Raw genomic sequence first — 24892 nt, 5'->3', positions numbered from 1 at the left:
TGGTCAATGAGCCCAACGCAACTGCGTAGGCAACGGTGCTACGGGTTCCGGCCCGGGCGGCGTGCCCGGCACCGAGAGAACACGGTTGAGTACTTCGGTTTCCAGCGCGGCCAGGCGATGGGAGCCACGTACACGGGGATGTGGCAGATCGATGGTGAGGTCCAGGCCCACTTCGCCGTCCTCGATGAGGATCACCCGGTCGGCGACTGCCACCGCTTCGCTGACATCGTGGGTGACCAGCAACACAGTGAAACCATGCTGGCGCCAGAGCCGCTCGATCAGTTGCTGCATCTCGATACGGGTCAGGGCATCCAGCGCCCCCAGCGGCTCGTCGAGCAGCAACAGGCGCGGCTGGTGGATCAGGGCGCGGGCCAGGGCCACACGCTGCTTCTGGCCGCCCGACAGGGCCGCCGGCCACTCCTGGGCGCGTTCGGCCAGGCCGACCGCTTCCAGCGCCTGCAACGCGTTCTCCCGCCAGTTGCCGGACAAACCCAGGCCGACGTTGTCGATCACTTTCTTCCAGGGCAACAAGCGCGCTTCCTGGAACATCAACCGGGTGTCTTCGCGCGCCTCGCTCAGTGCTGCCGAACCTGCCAGCAGCTCACCAGAGGTGGGCTGGTCGAGACCGGCGAGCAAGCGCAGCAAGGTGCTCTTGCCGCAGCCGCTGCGGCCGACAATGGCGACGAACTGCCCAGCCGGAATGTGCAGGTCGATGTCGCGCAGCACCTGGCGCTGGCCGAAGGTTTTCTTGATGTTTTGCGCCGCCAGCGGAATGCCGCGCAGCAGCCGCGCCGGTGGTTCCTTGAGGATGGTCATGCGCCCTCTCCCCGAACAGGTTGATAAGCCGGGTGCCAGCGCAGCCAGATCCGCTCCAGGCCCCGTGCCGCCAGGTCGGCGAGCTTGCCGAGCACGGCGTAGAGGACGATGGCCAGTACCACCACGTCGGTCTGCAGGAACTCCCGGGCATTCATTGCCAGGTAGCCGATGCCGGCGTTGGCGGAAATCGTCTCGGCAACGATCAGGGTCAGCCACATGAAGCCCAGGGCGAAACGCACCCCGACGAGGATCGACGGCAAGGCGCCGGGCAGGATCACCTGGCGAAACAGGGCGAAGCCGGACAGGCCATAGCTGCGCGCCATTTCCACCAGCGCCGGATCGACGTTGCGGATGCCGTGGTAGGTGTTCAGGTAGATCGGGAACAAGGTGCCCAGGGCGACAAGGAAAATCTTCGCCGACTCATCGATGCCGAACCACAGGATCACCAGCGGGATCAGCGCCAGGTGCGGCACATTGCGGATCATCTGCACCGAGCTGTCGAGCAGGCGCTCGCCCCAGCTCGACAGGCCGGTGATAAAACCCAGCGCCAGGCCGATCGAGCCGCCGATCAGAAAGCCGAGTGCGGCACGCCAGCCACTGATGGCCAGGTGGGTCCAGATTTCGCCGCTGCGCACCAGTTCGACACCGGCGCTGAACACCGCGCTGGGGGCCGGCAGGATGCGCGTCGACAACCAGCCGGCGCTCACCGCCAGTTGCCAGACCGCCAACAGCAGCAGCGGCAGCGCCCAGGGCGCCAGGCGCTGCGGCCAGGGAGTGGATGCTCGACTCATGACCCGGCCCTCAGCGCTGCGCCGTGGATTTGGGCAGGATGTCGTTGGCCACCATCTCGCCGAAGGGGCTCACGTAACCGCCGCTTTTCGGCAACTCCGGGCGCTCCACATCCAGGTGCGGGAACAGCAGCTCGGCGACCCGGTAGGACTCCTCCAGGTGTGGATAACCGGAGAAGATGAACGTATCGATACCCAGCGCCGCGTACTCCTTGACCCGCGCGGCCACGGTCGGACCATCGCCGACCAGTGCGGTACCCGCGCCACCGCGCACCAGGCCGACACCGGCCCACAGGTTGGGGCTGACTTCCAGGTTGTCGCGACTGCCGCCGTGCAGCGCAGCCATGCGTTGCTGGCCCACCGAGTCGAAGCGCGCCAGCGAAGCCTGGGCGCGGGCAATAGTGTCGTCGTCCAGGTGCGAGATCAGGCGTTCGGCGGCCTGCCAGGCCTCGGCGTTGGTTTCGCGCACGATCACGTGCAGGCGGATACCGAAGCGCACGGTGCGGCCTTGCCTGGCGGCCTTGGCGCGCACTTGTTCGATCTTCTCGGCAACCGCTTCGGGCGGCTCGCCCCAGGTCAGGTACAGCTCGACCTGCTCGGCGGCAAGGTCCTGGGCCGCTTCCGAGGAGCCCCCGAAATACAGCGGTGGACGTGGCTGCTGGACCGGTGGATAGAGCAGCTTGGCGCCTTTGACCTGGATATGCTGGCCATCGTAATCGACGGTTTCGCCTTCCAGCACCCGACGCCAGATGCGGGTGAATTCCACCGAAGCCTGGTAGCGCTCTTCATGGCTGAGGAACAGGCCATCACCGGAGAGCTCTTCCGGATCGCCACCGGTCACCAGGTTGAACAACGCACGGCCGCCGGACAGCCGGTCCAGGGTCGCGGCCTGACGCGCCGCCACGGTGGGCGAAATGATGCCGGGACGCAGGGCGACCAGGAACTTCAGGCGCTGGGTCACCGGCACCAGCGATGCGGCAACCAGCCAGGAATCCTCGCAGGAGCGACCGGTCGGGATCAGCACCCCGCCAAAGCCCAGGCGGTCGGCAGCCTGGGCAATCTGCTGCAGGTAGCCATGATCCACGGCGCGCGCGCCTTCGGCGGTGCCCAGGTAGTGGCCGTCGCCGTGGGTGGGAAGAAACCAGAATACGTTGAGGCTCATTGGAGTTGTCTCCTAAGGGGAACGCAAGCCGGGGCGTCGCCCCGGCACGGGCGAATCGTCAAGGCGCGCTGGCGACCTTGGCCGGGGGAGTCCAGATCACATCCTTGATGCTCAGCGGCTTGGGAATCAGCTTGAGGGTGTGGAAGGTGTCGGCGATTTTCTGCTGGGCATCGACCACCTCCGGGGTAAGGAAGTGGGCGCCATAGCCCTGGCGCTTGACCGAGGTCAGGGTGATGTCGGCCGGCAGGCCCAGCAGCGGCGCCACCTGGTCGGTGACCTCCTGCGGGTTGGCCCTGGACCACTCGCCCACGGCGCGCACTTCCTCGACCAGGGTGTTGATCACCTCAGGGTGTTTCTGGGCGTAGGGCTTGGTCGCCAGGTAGAACTGGTGGTTGTCGACGATGCCTTTGCCATCGCGCAGGGTGCGGGCCTGCAACTGTTGCTCGGCGGCGGCCTGGTAGGGGTCCCAGATCACCCAGGCATCGACGCTGCCACGCTCGAAGGCGGCGCGGGCATCGGCAGGCGGCAGGAACACCGGCTGGATATCGGTGTATTTGAGGCCGGCGTCTTCCAGGGCGCGGACCAGCAGGTAGTGAACGTTGGAGCCCTTGTTCAGCGCGACCTTCTTGCCCTTGAGCTCCTTCACCGACTGGATCGGCGAGCCCTTGGGCACCAGGATCGCCTCGCTGTGCGGCGCTGGCGGCTCATAGGCCACGTACAGGAGGTCGGCACCGGCGGCCTGGGCGAAAACCGGCGGCGTCTCGCCGGTCACGCCGAAGTCGATGGAGCCGACGTTCAGGCCTTCGAGCAGCTGCGGGCCTCCCGGGAATTCCGTCCATTGCACCTGCACGCCCTGGGCGGCCAGGCGCTTTTCCAGCGTGCCCTTGGCCTTGAGCAGCACCAGGGTGCCGTACTTCTGGTAACCGATACGCAGGCTTTCAGCCTGGGCTTGAGTAATGGCGCCGAAGGACACAGCCGCAGCAAACAGAGCGACCAGACCACGACGCAAAATGACAGTGCGCATAGCGCTCTCCTTTTGCTTTGGGGTTCAGGCTGCACCTGCTTGCCCGTTGGCGGGCGAGTAAGGTGGGGTTGGATCAGGTTGGGCCTCAGATGCTCCAGCGAGCACTGAGCAGACGTTCATTCAACAGTCCCGGGGCGACCGGCTTCGGCCGGCGGGCCAGGGCACCGTGAAACAGTTCAAGCGATTCGTTCAAGCGTTGCTCCAGGGCCGGCGCCAGCTGGGCGGCGGCGCTGCCTTCGCCGTAAGCGATCTGGCTGTCGTCGGCGAAGATGCCCTGGAGGATTTCCTGGGCCTTGAGCGCCGACAGCACCGGCTTGAGCGCGTAGTCCACCGCCAGCATGTGGGCGATGCTGCCGCCGGTGGCGACGGGCAATACCACTTTGTGATTCAGGCCGCGTTCTGGCAGCAGGTCGAGCAGGGTTTTCAGGGCGCCGGCAAAGGACGCCTTGTACACCGGCGTTGCCACGATCAGGCCGTCGGCCAGCTCCACCAGTTGCAGGAAATGCTGGATCTTCGGGCTGTCGAAGCGTGCGTGCAGCAGGTCTTCGGCGGGAAAGTCGCGAACCTGGAAGGTCACCACTTCAACGCCCTGGCCCTGCAGCCACTGGCGGCTGCGCTCGAGCAACACGCCGGAGCGTGAACGTAGACTGGGACTGCCACCGAGAGAAACAACCAGCATTGGAGCGCTTCCTTGATCTTGATCCAGAGGGCCGCGAGGTATGTTTCTCGCTGGAATGGAGTGACCTTAACAGCTCGATACATATATCCATAAATCATATTTTTTCATTTGTTTATTCTTTTATGACCTATAAAACGCACAGGAATCTGACCTCAAAAAAAAAGGGCCGTCGAAACGGCCCAAGATCCCTGCTATGGCTAAAACTTAACGATTGGGCTGCGGGGTCAGGCGCAGGTACGGCTTGACCGTCCGATAGCCCTTGGGAAAGCGCTGCTTGATTTCATCCGCATCCTGGAGCGATGGCACGATCACCACCTCGTCACCGTCCTGCCAGTTGGCCGGGGTGGCCACCTTGTGGTTGTCGGTGAGCTGCAGGGAGTCGATCACCCGCAGGATTTCGTGGAAGTTGCGCCCGGTGCTGGCCGGGTAGGTAATGGTCAGGCGAATCTTCTTGTTCGGGTCGATGACGAACAAGGAACGTACGGTCAGGGTGTCGCTGGCGTTGGGGTGGATCAGGTCGTAGAGGTCGGACACCTTGCGATCGGCATCGGCCAGGATCGGGAAGTTGACCTCGGTGTTCTGGGTTTCGTTGATGTCCTCGATCCAGCGATGGTGCGAGTCCACCGGATCCACCGACAGGGCGATGGCCTTGACCCCGCGCTCGGCGAACTGCTCCTTGAGCTTGGCGGTAAAGCCCAGTTCGGTGGTGCACACCGGGGTGAAGTCGGCCGGATGCGAGAACAGCACGCCCCAGCTGTTGCCCAGCCATTCGTGGAAACGGATCTTGCCGGCGCTGGATTCCTGTTCGAAGTCGGGGGCGATATCGCCGAGTCTGAGGCTCATGGTGCGGCTCCTTGGCTGAGTTCGTTATGGGTTCACTGTGCCTGCATCGGCTAGAAAACAAAAAGAATAAATATCGATTTATTTATAACTTTTAACCCTATTAATGGGCAGGCAAAAAAAAGCCTCGCACTAGGCGAGGCTTCTCTTTTCAACCGGACTTACAGGAAGTTGTAAGTGTAGTTGAAGATCAGACGGGTCTGGTCCTGGTCAGCAACGCTTTCGCCCTGACCGCGGAACGTACCGTGACGCAGGCTCGCGCCCAGGCCTTTCAGGGTGCCTTCCTGGATGACGTAGTCGATACGAGCATCGCGTTCCCATTCGCTATAGGTACCGTTGCCGGACTTGAAGCGAATGTCATCACCACGCAGGTAGGTGATCGAAGTCTTCAGACCTGGCACACCCACGCGCGCGAAGTCATAGGCGTACTGGCCGAAGGTGGTGTTCTCACCGGCACGGACGAAGGAGTTGACCATGCTGTCGGTGAACAGGTAGAAGCTGGAGCCGCCGTTACCTTCGTTGCGCGTGGTGCCATCTCTGCGGACATCACCTTGGCCCAGGTAGACGAAACCACCGTCATCGCCGACCTGTTGATGACCGAGCAGGAACGCGTGGCCACCCAGGGTGTAGGTGAAGATGGCACTCCAGGTCTTGTTGTCGACCTCGCCTGGGTTCTTGGCGAAACCACCGTTGTTGCTGAAGAAGTGCGTCGCGTCACCGTTCGCGCCGTCGCTGCTGCTGTCGAAGTAGCGCAGGTCGGTTTTGAAGGATTGGTCTTCAGCAATCGGGAACACGTGGGTCAGGCCCAGGAAGTGCTGCTTGTAGTAGTCTTCCAGGTTCGCGTAGTAGTACTGCAGGGTCAGGTCTTTGGTGACCTTCCAGTCGCCACCGGCAAACTGGAACTTGTTGCTGTCCTGGGTACCACCGGCAACGGCCAGACCGGTACGGTTGCTCGACGCACGGCCCATGGCGTGGGTCAGCTGACCGGCGTTCAGGGTCAGGTTGTCGATTTCTTTCGACTGGATCGTGCCGCCTTCAAACGTTTGCGGCAACAGACGGCCATCGTTCGAGACGAGGATTGGCAGGTTAGGTGCCAGGGCGCTACCGAAGTGTGCCTCGGTCTTCGAGAAACGCGCTTTGGCGTTACCGCCCAGGCGTGCCCACTGCTCGACAGCCGAGCCATCGGTATCGCTTGGGAAGAAGGTGCTATTGTTCGGGTGGTGGCCACGGCCGCCATCCAGGTGGATACCCCACAGCGCCTGGATATCAACGCCGAAACCCACGGTGCCTTGAGTAAAGCCGGACAGGTAATCCAGCTTGAAACCTTGGCCGGACTCGCGGTTGTCATTACCGCCTTCGCGGTTATCGGCATCGTAATACATGGTCCGCGAACTGACCGACAGCTTGCTGTCTTCAAGGAAACCGGCAGCGCCCGCTTGCTGGGCAAGCACCCCCACGGCCACGGCGATTGCCAAGGTCGACTTGTACATGTTTTGCTCCTCTCGTTTCTAATTCTTGTGTGTCGCTTACGGCAGGATCTGTTGCCCTGCTCGACGTCGATTGGCGATTAGCACCAAAGCGTGACCGTCAAGTCAATCGTAACTATTCATTTCACGACTTTGGTCTAATGCCCAACCCTTGGGCCCAAGGATAAAGACATTCCTATAATTCCAAAAAGACTTATTTTGTAATTTTTCAGATTATTCAGGAATATGGTCAGTAATTTTCCTACCCTGCCGGTTCCGGCGCATAAGCGAATTCCAAAAAGGTATGCATAAGCTGCTTTTTAGATCGTTTAGCTTTTCACCGACTTCCCCTTCGACAACGCCACCTTCATGGCCCGGCATTCATCATTCCCTTTCCTCACTACCCAGGCCTTGACCACGGTCACCGTTGCCACCCCGCGATGATCCCCACCGTCACGCCCGACCTTAAAGCGATTGGCTCCTAAGCTAATGCTAAAAAGTTATTTATTTTAATTTTCTTAGATCATTTAGTCTTAAATCCACTTGCCATCCCCATCCGCCTGAGAAGGAGTTCACCATGTCCCTGCATGCTCCGCTGCGCCTGTTCGCCGCCCTGACCCTCGCCGGCGCCAGCTGGTTCACCCAGGCGGCCGACCTCACCGTGGCCTACCAGACCACCGTCGACCCGGCCAAAGTCGCCCAGGTCGACGGCACCTATGAAAAAACCAGCAAGGCCGAGATCGACTGGCGCAAATTCGACAGCGGCGCCGATGTCATTACCGCCGTGGCCTCCGGCGACGTGCAGATCGGCTACCTCGGCTCCAGCCCCCTGGCCGCTGCCGCGACCCGCAAGCTGCCGGTGGAAACCTTCCTGATCGCCACCCAGATCGGTGCCGCCGAGGCCCTGGTGGCCCGTGAAGGTGCCGGGATCAACTCGCCCCAGGACCTGATCGGCAAGAAGATCGCCGTGCCGTTCGTGTCCACCGGTCACTACAGCCTGCTGGCCGCGCTCAAGCAATGGAACATCGACCCGGCCAAGGTGCAGATCCTCAACCTGGCGCCACCGGCGATCATCGCCGCCTGGAAACGCGGTGACATCGACGCCACCTACGTCTGGGACCCGGCCCTGGGGGTGGCCAAGGAGAACGGCAAGGTGCTGATCACCTCCGGCGAGCTGGCAGAGAAAGGCGCGCCGACCTTCGATGCCTGGATCGTGCGCAAGGACTTCGCCGCCAAGCACCCGGACATCGTCAAGGCCTTCGCCAAGGTGACCCTGGACGCCTATGCCGACTACCGCAAGGACCCGCAAGCCTGGCTGGCCAAGCAGGGCAACATCGACAAGCTGGTCAAGCTGTCCGGCGCCAAGGCCGCCGACATCCCGGCCCTGCTGCAAGGCAACGTGTTCCCGCTGGCCGCCGACCAGGTCGCCGCGCTGGGCGCACCGACCACCCAGGCCATCACCGACACCGCCACCTTCCTCAAGGAACAAGGCAAGGTCGAAGCGGTGCTGCCGGACTACGCGCCTTATGTCAGCGCCAAGTTCATCGCCAACTGATCGGAGTTCGTCATGGCATTGCTTGAACTGGAGCGCATCAGCGCACAGTACCCCGGCTCAGCCGAACCGGTGCTGGCCGACATCAACCTGAGCCTGGGCCCGCAGCAATTGCTGGTGGCCCTCGGCCCTTCGGGCAGCGGCAAGACTTCCTTGCTCAACCTGATCGCCGGCTTCGTCACGCCCAGTGGCGGACGCATCACCCTTGATGGCGTACCGGTGCAAGGCCCCGGGGCCGAGCGCGGCGTGGTGTTCCAGGACGATGCCCTGTTGCCCTGGCAGGACGTGCTGGCCAACGTCGCCTTTGGCCTGGAGCTGGCGGGCGTGGCGCGCGCGGAACGTGAGCGCAAGGCGCGGGAAATGCTCGCCCTGGTCGACCTGGCCGACTTCGGCAGCCGGCGCATCTGGCAGCTCTCCGGTGGACAGAAACAGCGCGTGGGCCTGGCCCGCGCCCTGGCCGCCGACCCGCGGGTGCTGCTGATGGACGAGCCGTTCGGCGCCCTCGATGCCTTTACCCGCGAACAGATGCAAGAGCTGCTGTTGCAGGTCTGGCGGCGCACGGCCAAGCCGGTGTTCCTGATTACCCATGACATTGAAGAAGCGGTGTTCCTGGCCACCGACCTGATCCTGCTGGCGCCCAACCCCGGGCAAATCGTCGAACGCCTGCAGCTGGACTTTGGCCAGCGCTACGCGGCCGGCGAGTCGGCCCGCTCGATCAAATCCGATCCACGCTTTATCGAAACCCGCGAGCACGTGCTGGCCCGGGTGTTTTCCCAACACAGCGCCGCCACGCGGCAGGAGTTCGCATGAGCAGCCTGGATGTTCCTGTCGCGGCCAAAGCCGCACCGGGCCCCACCGCGCCGGTAGCGGTCCGGCGCCAACTGAGCACCCGCTGGATCAGCGGCCTGACCCTCACCGCCCTGTTGGTGCTGTGGTGGGCGGTGACCGCGGCGGAGTGGATCGAGCCACTGTTCCTGCCATCGCCCGAAGCGGTGCTGGCCAAGGCCTGGTTGTTGCTGACCCAGGGCTACATGGAGTCGACCCTGTGGCAACACCTGGGCGCGAGCCTGGGGCGCATCGGCCTGGCCTTGGGCGCGGCAATTGTCACCGCCATCCCGATTGGCATCGCCATCGGCCACAACCGCATCGCCCGCGGCATTCTCGATCCGCTGATCGAGTTCTACCGCCCGATTCCACCGCTGGCCTACCTGCCGTTGATCGTGATCTGGTGCGGTATCGGCGAGCTGTCGAAAGTGCTGCTGATCTACCTGGCGATCTTCGCCCCCATCGCCATTGCCACCGCCACCGGTGTGCGCACCGTCGATCCGGCCAAGCTGCGCGCGGCACAATCGCTGGGCGCCACCAAGGCCCAGCTGATCCGCCATGTGATCCTGCCCAGCGCCCTGCCGGACATCCTCACCGGCGTGCGCATCGGCCTGGGGGTCGGCTGGTCGACCCTGGTCGCCGCCGAGTTGATCGCCGCCACCAGCGGCCTGGGCTTCATGGTCCAGTCGGCGGCGCAGTTCCTGGTCACCGACGTGGTGGTATTGGGCATCCTGGTGATCGCACTGATCGCCTTTGCCCTGGAAATGGGCTTGCGCGCCCTGCAGAGCAAACTGGTGCCCTGGCATGGCCAGAGTCATTGACGACGAGAAAGAGAACGAGCATGAGCCTGACCATTACCCCGCTGAGCAACGCGCTCGGCGCCCAGATCAGCGGCATCGACCTGGCCCGCGAGATCAGCCACGAACAACGCGATGCCATCGAGCAGGCCCTGCTCAAACATCAGGTGCTGTTCTTCCGTGACCAGCCGATCGACCCACAGCAACAGGCCGACTTCGCCGCGCGCTTTGGCGACCTGCATATCCACCCGATCTACCCCAACGTGCCGGAAACGCCACAGGTACTGGTGCTCGACACGGCCGTCACCGATGTGCGCGACAATGCCATCTGGCACACCGACGTGACCTTCCTGCCGACGCCGGCGCTGGGCGCGGTGCTCAGTGCCAAGCAACTGCCTGCCTATGGTGGCGATACTTTGTGGGCCAGTGGCATCGCCGCCTTCGAGGCCTTGTCGGCGCCCTTGCAACAGTTGCTCGATGGCCTGACGGCGACCCATGACTTCACCAAGTCATTCCCGTTGGAGCGTTTCGGGACTACCCAGGAAGACCTGGCGCGCTGGGAGGCGACACGGCGCAACAACCCGCCGCTGTCGCACCCGGTGGTTCGCACCCACCCGGTCAGCGGACGCAAGTCTCTGTTCGTCAACGAAGGTTTCACCACCCGTATCAATGAGCTGAGCGAGGCGGAAAGCGAGGCGATCCTCAAGCTGCTGTTCGCCCACGCCACCCGGCCGGAGTTCACCATTCGCTGGCGCTGGCAGGAGAATGACGTGGCGTTCTGGGATAACCGCGTGACCCAGCATTACGCGGTGGATGACTACCGGCCGCAGCGGCGGGTAATGCACCGGGCGACGATCCTTGGGGATGCGCCGTTCTGATTCGTGGTGCAGCCTATCGCCGGCTTTGCCGGCTCCCACAGCTTCAGCATTGCTCTGAAGGTCGGTGTGGGAGCCGGCGTAGCCGGCGATAGGGCCTTGTGATCAACGCACCAGGTGCAGGAACTGCATATGCCGTTCGTACTGGTCGAGGATGTCGTTGATGATCTGCTCCTTGCTGTAGCCAACCAGGTCATAGTTCTGGCTGCCTTCGCTCAGGTGCACCTCGGCACGGTAGTAGCGGCGGTTCTTCAACTCCTGGGTTCCCAGCCCTCCCAGGGCGAATGACGGTGTGAAGTAACCACGCATCTGCACCTGGTAAATGAAGGGCTGTTCTTCACCATGGCCTATCTTCAGGCTGACGTTGTCATGGCTCGGGTCTTCCTGGGTGATGACGTTCAGGCCCTTCTCGACGAACACCTCGGTCACCTCGGCGATCGCCGGGCGCACCACATCGGCCATGAACCGGTACACCTCATCACGCGACGGGAAGTGCACCGCCTGGCTCAGGCGCTGGCGCCAACCGCCACGACCACGGCGCGAATTGGCGAACGGTGCCAGCGAATGCATCTGTGCGATCTGCCGCTGCGACTCCAGGTAGAACGCCTTGTGCAGGCCCCACATCATCGCCAGCAAAATCACCGAGAACGGCAGCGAGGTCAGCACCACCGCCGATTTCAACGAGTCGATGCTGCCGGCAAACAGCAGGCCGCTGGTCACCAGCGCGGTCATCGCCCCCCAGAACACCCGCAACCAGTTAGGCCCGTCTTCGTCGGCGTTGCCGCCACGGGCGGACAGGGTCGAGAGCACCACGGTGCCGGAGTCGGCCGAGGTGACGAAGAACACGAAGCTGATGAACACCGTGACGGCGATCACCGTCTTGCTCCATGGATAGGTTTCCAGCAGCAGGTAAAGCGTCATCGACGGGTTTTCCAGCGCCGACTGGCCCAGCGCGGTCATGCCGTGATCCAGCACCTGGGTCATCGCGCTGTTGCCGAAGATCGACATCCACGCCAGGGTGAACCCCAGCGGGATCAACAGCACGCCGAAGACGAACTCGCGAATGGTGCGGCCCCGGGAAATGCGTGCGATGAACAGGCCGACAAAGGGCGCCCAGGCAATCCACCAGGCCCAGTAGAACACCGTCCAGCCCCCCAGCCATTCACTGGCCTGGTTGTAGGCATAGACATCGAAGCTCTTTCTCGGCAATGCCCCCAGGTAATCGCCCAGGTTCTGGATCAGGGTATTGAACAGGTGCTGGGTCGGGCCGGCGAACAGCACGAACAGCAGCAAGGCGCAGGCCAGGAACAGGTTGATATCGGACATCACCCGCACGCCCTTCTCGACCCCGGCCACGGCGACGGCCACCGCCGCGCCCATCATCAGGGCGATCAGCAGCACCTGCACCCACTGGGTGTGAGGCATGCCGAACAGGTAGTCCAGGCCCGAATTCAGGTGCAGGACGCCAAAGCCCATGTCGGCGCCCAGGCCAAACACCGTGGCAATGATGCCGAAGCCATCCACCGCGTAGCCGATCGGCCCGTTGATGCGTTTGCCGATCAGCGGGTAGAGCGCCGAGCGCAGGGCCAGCGGCAGGTTGTGGCGGTAGGCGAAATAGGCCAGGGCCATGCCGACGAAGGCGAACACGCCCCAGCCATGCAGGCCCCAGTGCAGGAACAGCAACTCCATCGCCTGGCGCCCGGCCTCCACGGTGCCGGCTTCGCCCTGGGGCGGCTGGAGCATGTGGGTCAGGGGTTCGGAAACGCAGAAAAAGAACAGGGTAATGCTGATGCCGGCGGCGAACAGCATGCCGGCCCAGGACAGGTAGCTGAACTCGGGTTCGTCGTGGTCGGCACCGAGCTTGATCTTGCCGTAGCCGGACAAGGCGGTGACCACCACGAAGACCAGGTACAGCGTCATCGCCAGCATGTAGTACCAGCCAACCGTATTGGCCGCCCAGTTCTGCGCCGCCAGCAACCACTGGCCGGCCGTTTGTGGGTTGCTGATGACCACCAGGGCAAAAATGAGGATAAAGCTCGCCGAGAAATAGAAAACCGGCGGGTTCATGCGGATCTTGCCGCTGGCGGAGGAACTCGGTGCACTCATCGATCGTGCACCTCGAAACGCGGGCAAGGGCTTGGTTTGAACGGGTTCAGCAAAGGGTTTCCTCCTGTTGAACACCGGCAGCGGACCACCGTTTTAACTTGAACAAGCGTTCAAGTTAAACATGGATGGGGTCCGCAATGCGACCTGAGGTCGCGGGTTGTCCCCGCGACCGGCCCCTTCAAGGCTTACTTCTGCGTCCCGTCATCATGCTGCAGGTTGGCCTGGGTCAGGTTGCTGCCCGGGGCCACGCTGCGGGTCAGCCAGACGTTGCCGCCGATGGTCGAACCCTTGCCGATGGTGATGCGTCCCAGAATAGTTGCACCGGCATAAATCACCACGTCGTCCTCGACGATCGGGTGGCGCGGGTGGCCCTTCTGCAGTTGCCCGTCCTCGTCGGCCGGGAAGCGTTTGGCACCCAGGGTGACGGCCTGGTAGATACGCACCCGCTCACCGATGATCGCCGTTTCGCCGATCACCACACCCGTGCCGTGGTCGATGAAGAAACTCTGGCCGATCTGTGCGCCGGGGTGAATGTCGATGCCGGTGGCCGAGTGCGCCAGCTCCGAACTGATCCGCGCCAGCAAGGGCAGCCCGGCACGGTACAGGTGGTGCGCCAGGCGGTGATGGATCACCGCGAGAATGCCCGGGTAGCACAGCAGCACCTCATCGACGCTGCGCGCCGCCGGATCACCGTGGAAGGCCGCCAGCACATCGGTGTCGAGGATGCTGCGCAATCCCGGCAAGGCGGCCGCAAAGTCCTGGATCAATCGCAGCGCGGTGGCGTCGACATCGACGGTGCTGCCCTTGCCCTGACGGGCGACATAACGCAGCTCCAGGCGCGCCTGGGCGAGCAAGGCGGTGAGCGCCGAGTCGAGGGTGTGGCCGACGTAGAAATCCTCGCTTTCCTCACGCAGGTCCACCGGACCCAGGCGCATGGGAAACAGCGCCCCGCACAGCTGCTCAAGGATGTGCCGCATGGCTTCGCGCGAAGGCAACTCGCGTCCGCCCTGCTCGCCACTGCTACGACCATTGCTGCTGCGCCATTTCTCACGGGCGCTACGCAAGCCGGCAACGATGCCCTGCAATTGCCAATGCCCTGTTTGCGCGTTTTCGCTCACGGTGATGCCTCCTGCCACGGCGGCACGGATGGAAGAAGTGGCCGCCTGATAGGCGTCCACTTTACGGCAAATGAGCACGAGGGAAAAAATAACCCTTTATTCCACAAAGCAATAAAGGCGGCATAAGCCGGGGAGTTGCCGCCGGCCGCTGGCCTGCCTATAGTCGGACTTTCCCCGGCAGATGTATTCCCATGATCGACCGACAGCTAGCCCGCTTCAATCGTCTGGACCTGCTTGGCGCACCCACCGCGCTGGAAAAGCTGGAACGTCTCTCGGCCTGGGCCGGTCGCGACATCTACGTCAAACGCGACGACTTCACCCCGCTGGCCATGGGTGGCAACAAACTGCGCAAACTCGAATACCTGGGCGCCGACGCCCTGGCCAAGGGCGCCGATACCCTGGTGACCGCCGGCGCGATCCAGTCCAACCATGTGCGTCAGACCGCCGCCCTCGCCGCGCGCCTTGGCCTTGGCTGCGTGGCCCTGCTGGAAAACCCCACCGGCACCGACTCCCTCGCCTACCAGCACAATGGCAACCGCCTGTTGCTGGACCTGTTCGACGCCAAGGTCGAGCTGGTCGACAACCTCGACAATGCCGACGAACAGCTCCAGGCCCTGGCCGTGCGCCTGCACGCCAGTGGCCGCAAACCCTATGTGGTGCCCATCGGTGGCTCCAATGCCCTGGGCGCGTTGGGCTACGTGCGCGCCGGCCTTGAGCTGGCCACCCAGATCGAACAGAGCGGCCAGGTGTTCGCCGGCGTGGTCCTGGCCTCCGGCAGCGCCGGCACCCACAGCGGCCTGGCCTTGGCCCTGGCACACAGCCTGCCGCAGTTGCCGGTGATCGGTGTCACCGTCTCGCGCAGCGACGAGGCCCAGCGCCCCAAGGTGCAAGACCTTGCCGAACGCACCGCCGAACTGCTGGGCGTGCACCTGCCGGACAGTTTCAAGATCGAGCTGTGGGACGAATACTTCGCTCCCCGCTATGGCGAGCCGAACGCCGGCACCCTGGCCGCCATCCGCCTGTTGGCCAGCCACGAAGGGCTGCTGCTGGACCCGGTGTACACCGGCAAGGCCATGGCCGGCCTGCTCGATGGTGTTGCGCGCCAGCGTTTCGAGGACGGCCCGCTGATTTTCCTGCACACCGGTGGGGCCCCGGCATTGTTCGCCTACCCTGAGGTCTGGCAGAACTGATGATTTATTGCTAAATAGCATAAGAAATGAATTTATATTATTTTTAAGACTATTAGCGTCACCCTATAGTCGCCACCCACTACACAAACAACATTGGGGCTTCGTCATGACAGTAATCGGTAAACAGCTTTTCAACGCAGGCATCGCCCTGCTGCTGGGCGCCAGCCTGCTCGGTCAGGCGGTCGCCGGCGAGCAGTTGAAAACCATCAAGGACAAGGGCGTGATCAACATCGGCCTGGAAGGCACCTACCCGCCGTTCAGCTTCATCGACGAAAACGGCAAGCTGGCTGGCTTCGAGGTGGAGTTGTCGCAGGCCCTGGCCAAGGAGCTGGGCGTCAAGGCGAAGATCCAGCCAACCAAGTGGGACGGCATCCTGGCGGCCCTGGAGTCCAAGCGTCTGGACGCCGTGGTGAACCAGGTGACCATCTCCGAGGAACGCAAGAAGAAGTACGATTTCTCCGAACCCTACACCGTCTCCGGCATCCAGGCGCTGGTGCTGAAGAAGAACCTCGACACACTGAACATCAAGTCTGCCGCGGACCTGGCGGGCAAGAAAGTCGGCGTGGGCCTGGGCACCAACTACGAGCAGTGGGTCAAGGAGAACGTACCGAAAGCTGACGTGCGCACCTACGACGATGACCCGACCAAGTTCCAGGACCTGAAGAACGGTCGTATCGACGCCACGCTGATCGACCGCCTGGCCGCCCTGGAATACGCCAAGAAGGTGCCAGACACCGCCGCTGCCGGCGACGCGTTCTCCCGCCAGGAATCCGGTATCGCCCTGCGCAAAGGCGAGCCTGAACTGCTCGAGGCCATCAACAAGGCGCTGGACAAGCTGCGCGCCGACGGCACCCTGGCCAAGCTCTCCGAGAAGTACTTTGGCGCCGACGTGACTAAATGATTGAAGACAGCCTGCAGCTTGCGCTCGACAGCGCGCCCTTCCTGCTCAAGGGCGCGTATTACACGGTAATCCTCAGCCTCGGCGGGATGTTCTTCGGACTGCTGCTGGGCTTTGGCCTGGCCCTGATGCGATTGTCGTCGCTCAGGCTGCTGAGCTGGACGGCGCGGGTCTACGTGTCGTTCTTCCGCGGCACGCCGCTGCTGGTGCAGCTGTTCGTGATCTATTACGGCCTGCCCCAGGTGGGCCTGGAACTGGACCCGCTACCGGCGGCGCTGATCGGCTTCTCGCTGAACATGGCCGCCTATGCCTGTGAAATCCTGCGCGCCGCGATCGGCTCCATCGATCGTGGCCAGTGGGAGGCCGCCGCCAGTATCGGCATGACCCGTGGCCAGGCCATGCGCCGAGCCATCCTGCCCCAGGCAGCGCGCACCGCGCTGCCGCCGTTGGGCAACAGTTTCATTTCGCTGGTCAAGGACACCGCTCTGGCCGCGACCATCCAGGTGCCGGAACTGTTCCGCCAGGCGCAGCTGATCACCGCACGCACCTTCGAAGTTTTCACCATGTACCTTGCCGCCGCACTGATCTACTGGGTGCTGGCCAGCGTTCTTGCGCACCTGCAGAACCGCCTGGAAGCGCGGGTCAACCGACACGACCAGGAGTCCTGAGGCATGATCGCGGTAGAACGCCTGAGTAAACAGTTCAACGGCCAGACCGTGTTGAACGACATCAGCCTGAAGATCGAGGCCGGCGAGGTGATCGCCATCATCGGCCCCAGCGGTTCCGGCAAGACCACCTTCCTGCGCTGCCTGAACCTGCTGGAAACCCCCAGTAGCGGCCGCATCCAGGTCGGTGATGTACAGATCGACGCCAGTCGGCCGCTCAACCAGCAGCAAGGCTTGATCCGCAAGCTGCGCCAGCAGGTCGGCTTCGTGTTCCAGAACTTCAACCTGTTCCCCCACCGCACGGCGCTGGAGAACGTCATCGAAGGCCCGGTGGTGGTCAAGAAGACACCACACGAACAGGCCGTTGCCCTGGGCCGCAAGCTGCTGGCCAAGGTCGGCCTGGCCGGCAAGGAAGACTCTTACCCACGCAAGCTGTCCGGTGGCCAGCAGCAACGGGTGGCGATTGCCCGGGCACTGGCCATGGAGCCTGAGGTGATCCTCTTCGACGAGCCGACCTCGGCGCTCGACCCCGAGCTGGTCGGGGAAGTGCTGGCGACCATTCGCGGCCTGGCTGAAGAGAAGCGCACCATGGTCATCGTCACCCACGAGATGAGCTTCGCCCGGGATGTGGCCAACCGGGTGATCTTCTTCGACAAGGGCGTGATCGTCGAACAGGGCGAGGCCAAGGCGCTGTTTGCCCATCCCCGCGAAGAGCGCACCCGCCAGTTCCTCGGCAAGTTCCTCGGCACCCAGAACACCGGCTACTGAGTTCCCCCTACCGTTTCACACCTCTTGCTCGCCCGCAGGTCCCCCTGCGGGCGAGTTCGTTTCGGCACTTCTATATATATTCCTAAAAGTTAGTGTATTTATTTTTTATACGCCATTAGGGTATATAAACCGGACCACCGGACCAGCGCATTCCAGTCGGCGCAGCCGACGTTTTCAATACGTGAGGTAAGGTATGGTCAGGAACACAATCACCCCAGTGCGTATCGCCAGGGCATTGCATGCAGCCAGGGAGCGGCACTGATGTCCAATCTGGCAGATACGAACGTCCACAGCGACCTGGACAGCGCCCCGCTGCTCCTGCCGGCCAAGGTACTGCGCGACGACGCGCAGGCCCTGCAGGCCGCCCATGAACTGGCCGAAGCGGCCCGCAGCCAGGCCGCCCGGCGCGACCAGCAACGCAAGCTGCCCTGGGCAGAAATCGAACAGTTCACCCGCAGCGGCCTGGGCAGTATTTCCATCCCCCGCGACCACGGCGGCGCCCAGGTGTCCTACGTCACCATCGCCGAGGTGTTCCGCATCATCAGCGCCGCCGACCCGGCGCTGGGGCAGATCCCGCAGAACCAGTTCGGCATTCTCCAGTTGCTCAAGGGCACGGCCAGCGACCGGCAGAAAGACCTGCTGTTCAAGTCGGTGCTCGACGGCTGGCGGATCGGCAATGCCGGGCCGGAGCGCGGCAGCAAGAACACCCTGGAGCTCAAGGCGCGGATCACCCGCGAGGGCGACCACTATGTGCTCAGCGGGCAGAAGTTCTATTCCACCGGCGCCCTGTTCGCCCATTGGGTGGCGGTCAAGGCGCTGAACGACGAGGGTCGCCAGGTCATGGCGTTCGTGCGTCGTGGCACGCCGGGGCTGCGCATCGTCGATGACTGGTCTGGTTTTGGCCAGCGCACCACGGCCAGCGGCACGGTGCTGCTGGACAAGGTCCAGGTCGAGGCGGAGTTGGTGATCGACAATTGGCGGCAGAGCGAAGTGCCGAACATCCAAGGCGCCGTCTCGCAACTGATCCAGGCGGCCATCGATGCCGGGATTGCCGAAGCCGCCATCGCCGACACCATCGCCTTCGTGCGTGAACGGGCACGGCCCTGGATCGACGCCAAGGTCGAGCGCGCCAGTGACGACCCATATGTGATTGCCGATATCGGCCGTTTGCAACTCGAACTGCATGCTGCCCAGGCGCTCCTGAGCAAGGCTGCGCGCACCCTCGACGAAGTCGACGCCGCCCCCGTGGATGCCGCCGCTGCGGCCCGGGCCTCGATTGCCGTGGCCGAAGCCAAGGTGCTGACCACCGAGATCGCCCTGCAGGCCAGCGAGAAGCTGTTCGAGCTTTCCGGCAGCCGCGCCACCCTCGCCGAGTTCAACCTCGACCGGCACTGGCGCAACGCCCGGGTGCACACCCTGCACGACCCGGTGCGCTGGAAGTACCACGCCGTCGGCGCCTATCACCTCAACGGCACCCTGCCTGCCCGGCACTCCTGGATTTAACCAGACCACTGGAGCCTCTTTTATGAGCTTTCTGTCGCAACCGCACGAACACGTCGCGGTCATCCACTCTGACGCCCAGGCTTTGCAGGTTGCCGAGGAACTGGCCGTCGAACTGCGCCGTGACAGCGCCCTGCGCGACCGCGAACGACGCCTGCCGCACCCGGAACTGGCACTGTTCTCGCGCACCGGCCTGTGGGCCATCAGCGTGCCCAAAGCCTATGGCGGCGCAGGTGTTTCCAACGTCACCCTGGCCAAGGTCATCGCCCGCATCGCCCAGGCCGACGCCTCGCTGGGCCAGATCCCGCAGAACCATTTCTACGCCCTGGAAGTGCTGCGGGTGAACGGCAGCGCCGCACAGCAGCAACGCCTGTATGCCGAAGTGCTGGCTGGCAAGCGTTTCGGCAACGCCCTGGCAGAGCTGGGCACCAAAACCGCCCATGACCGCACCACGGCACTGGGCCGCGACGGCGACGGCTATCGCATCAACGGGCGCAAGTTCTATTCCACCGGCGCCCTCTACGCCCAACGCATTCCCACTTCGGTGGTGGACGAAGAGGGTGTGCAGCAATTGGTCTTCGTCCCGGCCGACAGCACCGGGCTCAAGGTGATCGACGACTGGAGCGGCTTCGGCCAGCGCACCACCGGCAGCGGCTCGGTTGTGTTCGACAACGTGCAGGTCGCCGCCGACGATGTGGTGCCGTTCCAGAGCGCGTTCGAACGTCCGACCACGGTCGGCCCGCTGGCGCAGATCCTTCACGCCGCCATCGACACCGGCATCGCCCGCGCCGCCTTTGAGGATGCCCTGCAGTTCGTGCGTACCCGCAGCCGGCCATGGATCGACTCGGGCAGCGACAAGGCCAGCGACGATCCGTTGAGCCTGAAATCCTTCGGTCATCTGGCGATCCGCCTGCACGCCGCCGAGGCGCTGCTCGAACGCGCCGGCGAATTCCTCGACCGCGCCCAGGCAGCGCCCACCGCCAGCTCCGTGGCCGCCGCCTCCATCGCCGTGGCCGAGGCCCGGGCGATCAGCACCGAAATTTCCCTGGCCGCCGGCACCACCCTGTTCGAGCTGGCCGGCAGCCAGGCCACCCTCGCCGAGCATGGCCTGGACCGCCACTGGCGCAACGCCCGGGTGCACACCCTGCACGATCCGGTGCGCTGGAAGTACCACGCCATCGGCAACTACTACCTCAACGATGAGAACCCACCGCTGCGGGGGACCATCTGATGGCCAAGAAGAAGATCCTGCTCAATGCCTTCAACATGAACTGCATCGGGCACATCAACCACGGCCTGTGGACCCACCCACGGGACACCTCCAGCCAGTACAAGTCGATCGAATACTGGACCGAACTGGCGCAGCTGCTCGAGCGCGGACTGTTCGACGGCTTGTTCATCGCCGATATCGTCGGGGTCTACGACGTCTACCAGAACTCGGTGGACGTACCGCTCAAGGAGTCGATCCAACTGCCGGTCAACGACCCACTGCTGCTGGTCTCGGCCATGGCCGCGGTGACCCGCCACCTGGGTTTCGGCCTGACCGCGAACCTGACCTACGAGGCGCCCTACCTGTTCGCCCGCAAACTCTCGACCCTCGACCACCTGAGCCGCGGCCGGGTCGGCTGGAACATCGTCACCGGTTACCTGGACAGCGCCGCCCGGGCGATGGGCCTCACGCAGCAGGTCGAGCATGACCGGCGCTACGACCAGGCCGACGAGTACATGCAGGTGCTGTACAAACTCCTGGAAGGCAGCTGGGAAGACGGCGCAGTGGTCAACGACCGCCAGCAGCGGGTCTACGCCCGGCCCGACAAAGTCCACAAGGTGCAGCACCAGGGTGAGTTCTACCGGGTCGAGGGCTACCACCTGTGCGAGCCTTCGCCACAGCGCACCCCGGTGCTATTCCAGGCCGGCAGCTCCGAGCGCGGCCTGGGTTTTGCCGGCAACCATGCCGAATGCGTGTTCATCAGCGGCCAGAACAAGGCCGCGACCCGTGCCCAGGTCGACAAGGTGCGGGCCGCCGCCGTCGCTGCCGGGCGTGATCCACAAGCGATCAAGGTGTTCATGGGCCTGACCGTGATCGTTGCCCGCACCGAGGAGCAGGCCAGGCTCAAGCACGCCGAATACCTGCGCTACGCCAGCGCCGAGGCAGGCGTTGCGCATTTCTCCAGCTCCACCGGCATCGACTTCTCTGCCTACGCGTTGGACGAACCGATCCAGTACGTGAAAAGCAACGCCATCCAGTCGGCGACCAAGACCTTGCAGAACAACGACTGGACCCGGCGCAAACTGCTCGACCAGCACGCCCTGGGCGGTCGCTACATCACTCTGGTCGGCTCACCGACCCAGGTCGCCGACGAACTGGAAAGCTGGATCGAGGAAACCGGCCTGGACGGTTTCAACCTGACCCGCACCGTCACTCCGGAAAGCTATGTCGACTTCATCGACCTGGTGATCCCCGAACTGCAGCGCCGGGGGTCCTACAAGACCGCCTACGAACCCGGCAGCCTGCGCGAAAAACTCTTTGCCAGCGACCACCCCCATCTGCCCGCCGACCATCCCGGCGCCAGCTATCGCCACACCACCACGACCGGAGCGCCACAGTATGCTTAAGACTTTCCTTGCCCGCCCCGCCCTGGCCATCGCCCTGACCCTGGGCCTGTTCGGTGCTGCCCAGGCCGCCGATGCACCCTTGAAAATCGGCACCACCGCTGCCTTCGCCATCCCCCTGGAAGCCGCCGTCTTTGAGGCCAGAAAGCAGGGCCTGAACGTCGAGCTGATCGAGTTCAGCGACTGGATCGCGCCGAATGTCAGCCTGGCCAGCGGCGACATCGACGTGAACTACTTCCAGCACATCCCCTTCCTGGAGAACGCCAAGGCCGCCGCCGGCTTCGACCTGGTGCCCTACGCACCGGGGATCATCAACAACGTCGGCCTGTACTCGAAGCAGTACAAAAGCTTCGACGAACTGCCCCAGGGCGCCAGCGTGGCCATCGCCAATGACCCGATCAACAGCGGCCGAGGCCTGCAACTGCTGGCCAAGGCCGGCCTGATCACGCTCAAGCCCGGCGTCGGCTACAAGGCCACCGAGGACGACATCGTCGCCAACCCGAAACAGCTGAAGATCCTCCAGGTCGAGGCCGTGCAACTGGTGCGCGCCTACGACGACGCCGACCTGGTCCAGGGCTACCCGGCCTACATCCGCCTGGCCAACACCTTCGACGCCGGCTCCGCCCTGCTGTTCGACGGCCTCGATCACAAGGAGTACGTGATCCAGTTCGTCATCCGGCCACAGACCAAGGGTGATCCGCGCCTGGTGAAGTTCATCGACATCTACCAGCACTCGCCAGCCGTGCGCGCCGCCCTGGACAAGGCCCATGGCAAGCTCTACCAACCTGGCTGGGAGAGCTGAGATGAGCGCTGCCACCGCCCGACTGGCGCCTGCGGGGCAACCCCTGGCGCCACCGCACAAGGACCGGCAACGGGCCCTGCACCCTGAACTGAACAACGCCCACGTACGCTTCATCGGCCTTGGCAAAACCTACCCGGGCCAGGCCACGGCCGCGCTGGAAGGCATCGACCTGAACATCCAGCGCGGTGAAATCTTCGGCATCATCGGCCGCAGCGGGGCCGGCAAGTCCTCGTTGATCCGCACCATCAACCGCCTGGAGCAACCCTCCAGCGGCCGAGTGCTGATCGACCAGGTAGACATCGGCGCGTTCGATGAGGACCGGCTGGTCAACCTGCGCCGACGCATCGGCATGATCTTCCAGCACTTCAACCTGATGTCGGCCAAGACCGTGTGGCAGAACGTCGAGTTGCCCTTGAAGGTGGCCGGCGTGCCCAAGGCACAGCGCCAGCGCAAGGTCGCCGAGTTGCTGGAACTGGTGGGCCTTGCGCACAAGCACCATGTCTACCCTGCGCAGCTGTCCGGCGGGCAGAAGCAGCGCGTCGGCATCGCCCGGGCCCTGGTGCACGACCCGGACATCCTCCTGTGCGACGAGGCCACCTCGGCACTCGATCCGGAGACCACCGCCTCGATCCTCGAGCTGCTGCGCGACATCAACCAGCGCCTGGGCCTGACCATTGTCCTGATCACCCACGAGATGGCGGTGATCCGCGATATCTGTCAGCGGGTGGTGGTGCTCGAACGGGGTCGCATCGTCGAGCAAGGCGCGGTCTGGCAGGTGTTCGGCAACCCGCAGCATGAAGTGAGCAAGACCTTGCTCGCCCCGCTGCAGTCCGCCGTGCCGGCCAACCTGCAGGCACGCTTGCAGCCCCAGCCGTCCAGCGCGGATGCGGCGCTGATCCTCAACCTCAAGGTCAGCGGCACTGACCGCCAGGCACCGGAACTGTCCACCTTGTTCAACAGCCTGGGCGGCCGCATCAGCCTGCTGCAGGGCGGCATCGAAGCCATCCAGGGCCGGCCCCTGGGGCAACTGCTGGTGTCGGTGGCGAACTCGCCGCACAGCCATGGGCAGGTCATCGAACGGGCCCGCCAGTGGGCCACACAGGTGGAGGTACTGGGTTATGTGGACTGATCGCTTGCTCCAGGGTGTACTCGATACCCTGCTGATGGTCGGCGTGTCTTCGCTGATCGCCCTGCTGGCCGGCATACCGCTGGCGGTGATCCTGGTCACCAGCGGCAAGGGCGGGATCTTCGAAGCACCGACCCTGAACCGGGTGCTGGGCGCCTTCGTCAACCTGTTCCGCTCGATCCCGTTCCTGATCCTGATGGTGGCGCTGATTCCCTTCACCCGCCTGATCGTCGGCACCACCTATGGCGTCTGGGCCGCGGTAGTGCCCCTGACCATCGCCGCCACCCCGTTCTTTGCGAGGATCGCCGAAGTCAGCCTGCGCGAGGTCGACCACGGCCTGGTCGAAGCGGCCCAGGCCATGGGCTGTAAACGCTGGCATATCGTCTGGCATGTGCTGCTGCCCGAGGCCCTGCCGGGCATCGTCGGCGGCTTTACCATCACCCTGGTGACCATGATCAACTCCTCGGCCATGGCCGGCGCCATCGGTGCCGGTGGTCTGGGCGACATTGCCTACCGCTACGGCTACCAGCGCTTCGACAGCCAGATCATGCTGACCGTGATCGTCATGCTGGTGGTACTGGTAGCCCTGATCCAGCTGGGTGGCGACCGACTGGCCAAGGGCCTGAACAAGCGCTGAATCCATCGCGGGGCAAGCCCGCTCCTACGGGTTGTAGGAGCGGGCTCGCCCCGCGATGGCGACATAACGCACACATCCTGACCCAATGCCGGATTACCACCCTCCAGCCTACGGACTACCTTGAGGAAAACCACCTCAAGGAGCTCGAAATGGAACGTCCAGGCAGGCACCGTTTACGTCTTGGCCGGGTATCGGAACCCGGCCGACTGTACCTGTTGACCAGCGTCACGAGGGAGCGCGTACCCGTCTTCGAGGATTTTCACCTGGCAAGAAGCGTAATCGCGCAGTTAAGGCTGACTGAACAGGAGGAGGCAGCACGCTCCCTTGCCTGGGTCGTGATGCCGGATCACATTCATTGGTTGATCGAATTGAAAGCAGTAACCCTGAGTGTGCTGATGCGTCGATTCAAGTCTCGTAGCAGTTGCGCCCTCTACAAGACAGGGAAGCTCGAGGGCCGGCTCTGGCAGGCCGGCTACCATGATCGTGCGTTGCGCCGGGAGGAGGATGTACAGGCAATTGCGCGTTACATCGTTTGCAACCCACTGCGGGCCGGACTGGTGCAGCGGTTGGGGGACTATCCGCATTGGGATGCGGTTTGGCTTTAGGGCGTTTTATGGCCATCGCGGGGCAAGCCCGCTCCTACAA

The 24892-nt window shown here is 63.8% G+C and carries 24 protein-coding genes; 15 read left to right on the top strand and 9 right to left on the bottom strand.

Features of this window, described 5'->3' with window-relative positions:
- Positions 1–3 precede the first annotated feature (3 nt).
- The 7 genes from ssuB to ACIQUS_RS07285 all read right to left on the bottom strand — a co-directional run bounded on the left by ssuB (position 4) and on the right by ACIQUS_RS07285 (position 6799).
- Positions 4–816, bottom strand: coding sequence for an aliphatic sulfonates ABC transporter ATP-binding protein (gene ssuB, locus ACIQUS_RS07315; protein ID WP_403044873.1), 813 nt, complete (start codon positions 814–816; stop codon positions 4–6).
- A complete protein-coding gene (gene ssuC, locus ACIQUS_RS07310) occupies positions 813–1607 on the bottom strand; it encodes an aliphatic sulfonate ABC transporter permease SsuC (protein ID WP_403044870.1) in 795 nt (264 codons plus the stop codon). Before ssuC ends, ssuB begins: the two co-directional genes overlap by 4 nt.
- 10 nt (positions 1608–1617) lie before the next feature.
- The gene (ssuD, locus tag ACIQUS_RS07305) at positions 1618–2766 is read right to left on the bottom strand and encodes an FMNH2-dependent alkanesulfonate monooxygenase (RefSeq protein WP_403044867.1); all 1149 of its coding nucleotides are present in this window, start codon (positions 2764–2766) and stop codon (positions 1618–1620) included.
- A 58-nt stretch (positions 2767–2824) separates the two neighbouring features.
- Positions 2825–3790 carry a sulfonate ABC transporter substrate-binding protein gene (locus ACIQUS_RS07300; RefSeq protein ID WP_403044865.1) on the bottom strand — a complete coding sequence of 322 codons (966 nt, stop codon included), beginning with the start codon at positions 3788–3790 and terminating at the stop codon, positions 2825–2827.
- A gap of 85 nt (positions 3791–3875) precedes the next feature.
- Positions 3876–4469: an NADPH-dependent FMN reductase gene (gene ssuE, locus ACIQUS_RS07295; RefSeq protein WP_403044862.1), complete on the bottom strand. Its 594-nt coding sequence runs from the start codon at positions 4467–4469 to the stop codon at positions 3876–3878.
- Between the two features lie 204 nt (positions 4470–4673).
- A complete protein-coding gene (locus ACIQUS_RS07290; protein WP_403044859.1) occupies positions 4674–5312 on the bottom strand; it encodes a peroxiredoxin in 639 nt (212 codons plus the stop codon).
- 158 nt (positions 5313–5470) lie between these two features.
- A complete protein-coding gene (locus ACIQUS_RS07285) occupies positions 5471–6799 on the bottom strand; it encodes an OprD family porin (RefSeq protein WP_403044856.1) in 1329 nt (442 codons plus the stop codon).
- 553 nt (positions 6800–7352) lie between these two features.
- On the opposite strand from ACIQUS_RS07285, the gene tauA reads away from it, so the two are divergent.
- The 4 genes from tauA to tauD are packed head-to-tail and all read left to right on the top strand — an operon-like array spanning position 7353 to position 10827.
- Entirely contained in the window at positions 7353–8330 is a 978-nt protein-coding gene (gene tauA, locus ACIQUS_RS07280; protein WP_403044853.1) for a taurine ABC transporter substrate-binding protein, read from the top strand.
- 12 nt (positions 8331–8342) lie between these two features.
- Positions 8343–9137, top strand: a complete 795-nt coding sequence (tauB, locus tag ACIQUS_RS07275; RefSeq protein ID WP_403044850.1) for a taurine ABC transporter ATP-binding subunit — start codon at positions 8343–8345, stop codon at positions 9135–9137.
- Complete coding sequence (tauC, locus tag ACIQUS_RS07270) at positions 9134–9973, top strand: taurine ABC transporter permease TauC (protein WP_403044847.1); 840 nt, start codon at positions 9134–9136, stop codon at positions 9971–9973. The genes tauB and tauC overlap by 4 nt, the downstream gene beginning before the upstream one ends.
- Before the next feature lie 20 nt (positions 9974–9993).
- Entirely contained in the window at positions 9994–10827 is an 834-nt protein-coding gene (tauD, locus tag ACIQUS_RS07265; RefSeq protein WP_403044844.1) for a taurine dioxygenase, read from the top strand.
- Positions 10828–10929: 102 nt separating this feature from the next.
- Here tauD and betT read toward each other — a convergent pair whose 3' ends face one another.
- The gene (gene betT, locus ACIQUS_RS07260; protein WP_403044841.1) at positions 10930–12930 is read right to left on the bottom strand and encodes a choline transporter BetT; all 2001 of its coding nucleotides are present in this window, start codon (positions 12928–12930) and stop codon (positions 10930–10932) included.
- Between the two features lie 185 nt (positions 12931–13115).
- Positions 13116–14048 carry a serine O-acetyltransferase EpsC gene (epsC, locus tag ACIQUS_RS07255; protein WP_403044839.1) on the bottom strand — a complete coding sequence of 311 codons (933 nt, stop codon included), beginning with the start codon at positions 14046–14048 and terminating at the stop codon, positions 13116–13118.
- 191 nt (positions 14049–14239) lie between these two features.
- Between epsC and ACIQUS_RS07250 the strand changes: the two genes are divergently transcribed.
- The 11 genes from ACIQUS_RS07250 (at position 14240) to ACIQUS_RS07200 (ending at position 24852) form a co-directional block, all read left to right on the top strand.
- Positions 14240–15238, top strand: coding sequence for a D-cysteine desulfhydrase (locus tag ACIQUS_RS07250; RefSeq protein WP_403044836.1), 999 nt, complete (start codon positions 14240–14242; stop codon positions 15236–15238).
- A gap of 106 nt (positions 15239–15344) precedes the next feature.
- Positions 15345–16139, top strand: a complete 795-nt coding sequence (tcyJ, locus tag ACIQUS_RS07245) for a cystine ABC transporter substrate-binding protein (protein ID WP_403044833.1) — start codon at positions 15345–15347, stop codon at positions 16137–16139.
- Positions 16136–16804, top strand: a complete 669-nt coding sequence (tcyL, locus tag ACIQUS_RS07240) for a cystine ABC transporter permease (protein WP_403044830.1) — start codon at positions 16136–16138, stop codon at positions 16802–16804. The genes tcyJ and tcyL overlap by 4 nt, the downstream gene beginning before the upstream one ends.
- A gap of 3 nt (positions 16805–16807) precedes the next feature.
- On the top strand, positions 16808–17569 hold the full coding sequence (gene tcyN / locus ACIQUS_RS07235) for an L-cystine ABC transporter ATP-binding protein TcyN (RefSeq protein ID WP_403044827.1): 762 nt from the start codon (positions 16808–16810) through the stop codon (positions 17567–17569).
- A 261-nt stretch (positions 17570–17830) separates the two neighbouring features.
- Positions 17831–19072, top strand: a complete 1242-nt coding sequence (locus ACIQUS_RS07230) for an SfnB family sulfur acquisition oxidoreductase (RefSeq protein WP_403044824.1) — start codon at positions 17831–17833, stop codon at positions 19070–19072.
- Positions 19073–19094: 22 nt separating this feature from the next.
- The gene (locus ACIQUS_RS07225) at positions 19095–20300 is read left to right on the top strand and encodes an SfnB family sulfur acquisition oxidoreductase (RefSeq protein WP_403044821.1); all 1206 of its coding nucleotides are present in this window, start codon (positions 19095–19097) and stop codon (positions 20298–20300) included.
- The gene (locus ACIQUS_RS07220) at positions 20300–21685 is read left to right on the top strand and encodes an LLM class flavin-dependent oxidoreductase (RefSeq protein WP_403044819.1); all 1386 of its coding nucleotides are present in this window, start codon (positions 20300–20302) and stop codon (positions 21683–21685) included. Before ACIQUS_RS07225 ends, ACIQUS_RS07220 begins: the two co-directional genes overlap by 1 nt.
- Positions 21678–22484 (top strand): MetQ/NlpA family ABC transporter substrate-binding protein, encoded by an 807-nt coding sequence (locus tag ACIQUS_RS07215; RefSeq protein WP_403044816.1) that lies wholly within the window; start codon positions 21678–21680, stop codon positions 22482–22484. The genes ACIQUS_RS07220 and ACIQUS_RS07215 overlap by 8 nt, the downstream gene beginning before the upstream one ends.
- Position 22485: 1 nt before the next feature.
- Positions 22486–23613 carry a methionine ABC transporter ATP-binding protein gene (locus ACIQUS_RS07210; protein WP_403044813.1) on the top strand — a complete coding sequence of 376 codons (1128 nt, stop codon included), beginning with the start codon at positions 22486–22488 and terminating at the stop codon, positions 23611–23613.
- Positions 23603–24247: a methionine ABC transporter permease gene (locus ACIQUS_RS07205; protein WP_403044810.1), complete on the top strand. Its 645-nt coding sequence runs from the start codon at positions 23603–23605 to the stop codon at positions 24245–24247. The genes ACIQUS_RS07210 and ACIQUS_RS07205 overlap by 11 nt, the downstream gene beginning before the upstream one ends.
- A 149-nt stretch (positions 24248–24396) precedes the next feature.
- A complete protein-coding gene (locus ACIQUS_RS07200; RefSeq protein WP_403044807.1) occupies positions 24397–24852 on the top strand; it encodes an REP-associated tyrosine transposase in 456 nt (151 codons plus the stop codon).
- Positions 24853–24892: the final 40 nt, after the last annotated feature.

Origin of the sequence: Pseudomonas sp. NPDC090755 (assembly GCF_044769005.1) — a bacterium.
Taxonomy (GTDB): Bacteria; Pseudomonadota; Gammaproteobacteria; order Pseudomonadales; family Pseudomonadaceae; genus Aquipseudomonas.
Note: the sequence above shows the minus strand (reverse complement) of the source record. Positions and strands in the feature narration are given on the sequence as shown.

Bases quoted from the DNA above. Each gene is read 5' to 3' on its own strand.
- ssuB (WP_403044873.1), bottom strand. From the start codon at position 816: ATGACCATCCTCAAGGAACCACCGGCGCGGCTGCTGCGCGGCATTCCG.
- ssuC (WP_403044870.1), bottom strand. From the start codon at position 1,607: ATGAGTCGAGCATCCACTCCCTGGCCGCAGCGCCTGGCGCCCTGGGCG.
- ssuD (WP_403044867.1), bottom strand. From the start codon at position 2,766: ATGAGCCTCAACGTATTCTGGTTTCTTCCCACCCACGGCGACGGCCAC.
- ACIQUS_RS07300 (WP_403044865.1), bottom strand. From the start codon at position 3,790: ATGCGCACTGTCATTTTGCGTCGTGGTCTGGTCGCTCTGTTTGCTGCG.
- ssuE (WP_403044862.1), bottom strand. From the start codon at position 4,469: ATGCTGGTTGTTTCTCTCGGTGGCAGTCCCAGTCTACGTTCACGCTCC.
- ACIQUS_RS07290 (WP_403044859.1), bottom strand. From the start codon at position 5,312: ATGAGCCTCAGACTCGGCGATATCGCCCCCGACTTCGAACAGGAATCC.
- ACIQUS_RS07285 (WP_403044856.1), bottom strand. From the start codon at position 6,799: ATGTACAAGTCGACCTTGGCAATCGCCGTGGCCGTGGGGGTGCTTGCC.
- tauA (WP_403044853.1), top strand. From the start codon at position 7,353: ATGTCCCTGCATGCTCCGCTGCGCCTGTTCGCCGCCCTGACCCTCGCC.
- tauB (WP_403044850.1), top strand. From the start codon at position 8,343: ATGGCATTGCTTGAACTGGAGCGCATCAGCGCACAGTACCCCGGCTCA.
- tauC (WP_403044847.1), top strand. From the start codon at position 9,134: ATGAGCAGCCTGGATGTTCCTGTCGCGGCCAAAGCCGCACCGGGCCCC.
- tauD (WP_403044844.1), top strand. From the start codon at position 9,994: ATGAGCCTGACCATTACCCCGCTGAGCAACGCGCTCGGCGCCCAGATC.
- betT (WP_403044841.1), bottom strand. From the start codon at position 12,930: ATGAGTGCACCGAGTTCCTCCGCCAGCGGCAAGATCCGCATGAACCCG.
- ACIQUS_RS07250 (WP_403044836.1), top strand. From the start codon at position 14,240: ATGATCGACCGACAGCTAGCCCGCTTCAATCGTCTGGACCTGCTTGGC.
- tcyJ (WP_403044833.1), top strand. From the start codon at position 15,345: ATGACAGTAATCGGTAAACAGCTTTTCAACGCAGGCATCGCCCTGCTG.
- tcyL (WP_403044830.1), top strand. From the start codon at position 16,136: ATGATTGAAGACAGCCTGCAGCTTGCGCTCGACAGCGCGCCCTTCCTG.
- tcyN (WP_403044827.1), top strand. From the start codon at position 16,808: ATGATCGCGGTAGAACGCCTGAGTAAACAGTTCAACGGCCAGACCGTG.
- ACIQUS_RS07230 (WP_403044824.1), top strand. From the start codon at position 17,831: ATGTCCAATCTGGCAGATACGAACGTCCACAGCGACCTGGACAGCGCC.
- ACIQUS_RS07225 (WP_403044821.1), top strand. From the start codon at position 19,095: ATGAGCTTTCTGTCGCAACCGCACGAACACGTCGCGGTCATCCACTCT.
- ACIQUS_RS07220 (WP_403044819.1), top strand. From the start codon at position 20,300: ATGGCCAAGAAGAAGATCCTGCTCAATGCCTTCAACATGAACTGCATC.
- ACIQUS_RS07215 (WP_403044816.1), top strand. From the start codon at position 21,678: ATGCTTAAGACTTTCCTTGCCCGCCCCGCCCTGGCCATCGCCCTGACC.
- ACIQUS_RS07210 (WP_403044813.1), top strand. From the start codon at position 22,486: ATGAGCGCTGCCACCGCCCGACTGGCGCCTGCGGGGCAACCCCTGGCG.
- ACIQUS_RS07205 (WP_403044810.1), top strand. From the start codon at position 23,603: ATGTGGACTGATCGCTTGCTCCAGGGTGTACTCGATACCCTGCTGATG.
- ACIQUS_RS07200 (WP_403044807.1), top strand. From the start codon at position 24,397: ATGGAACGTCCAGGCAGGCACCGTTTACGTCTTGGCCGGGTATCGGAA.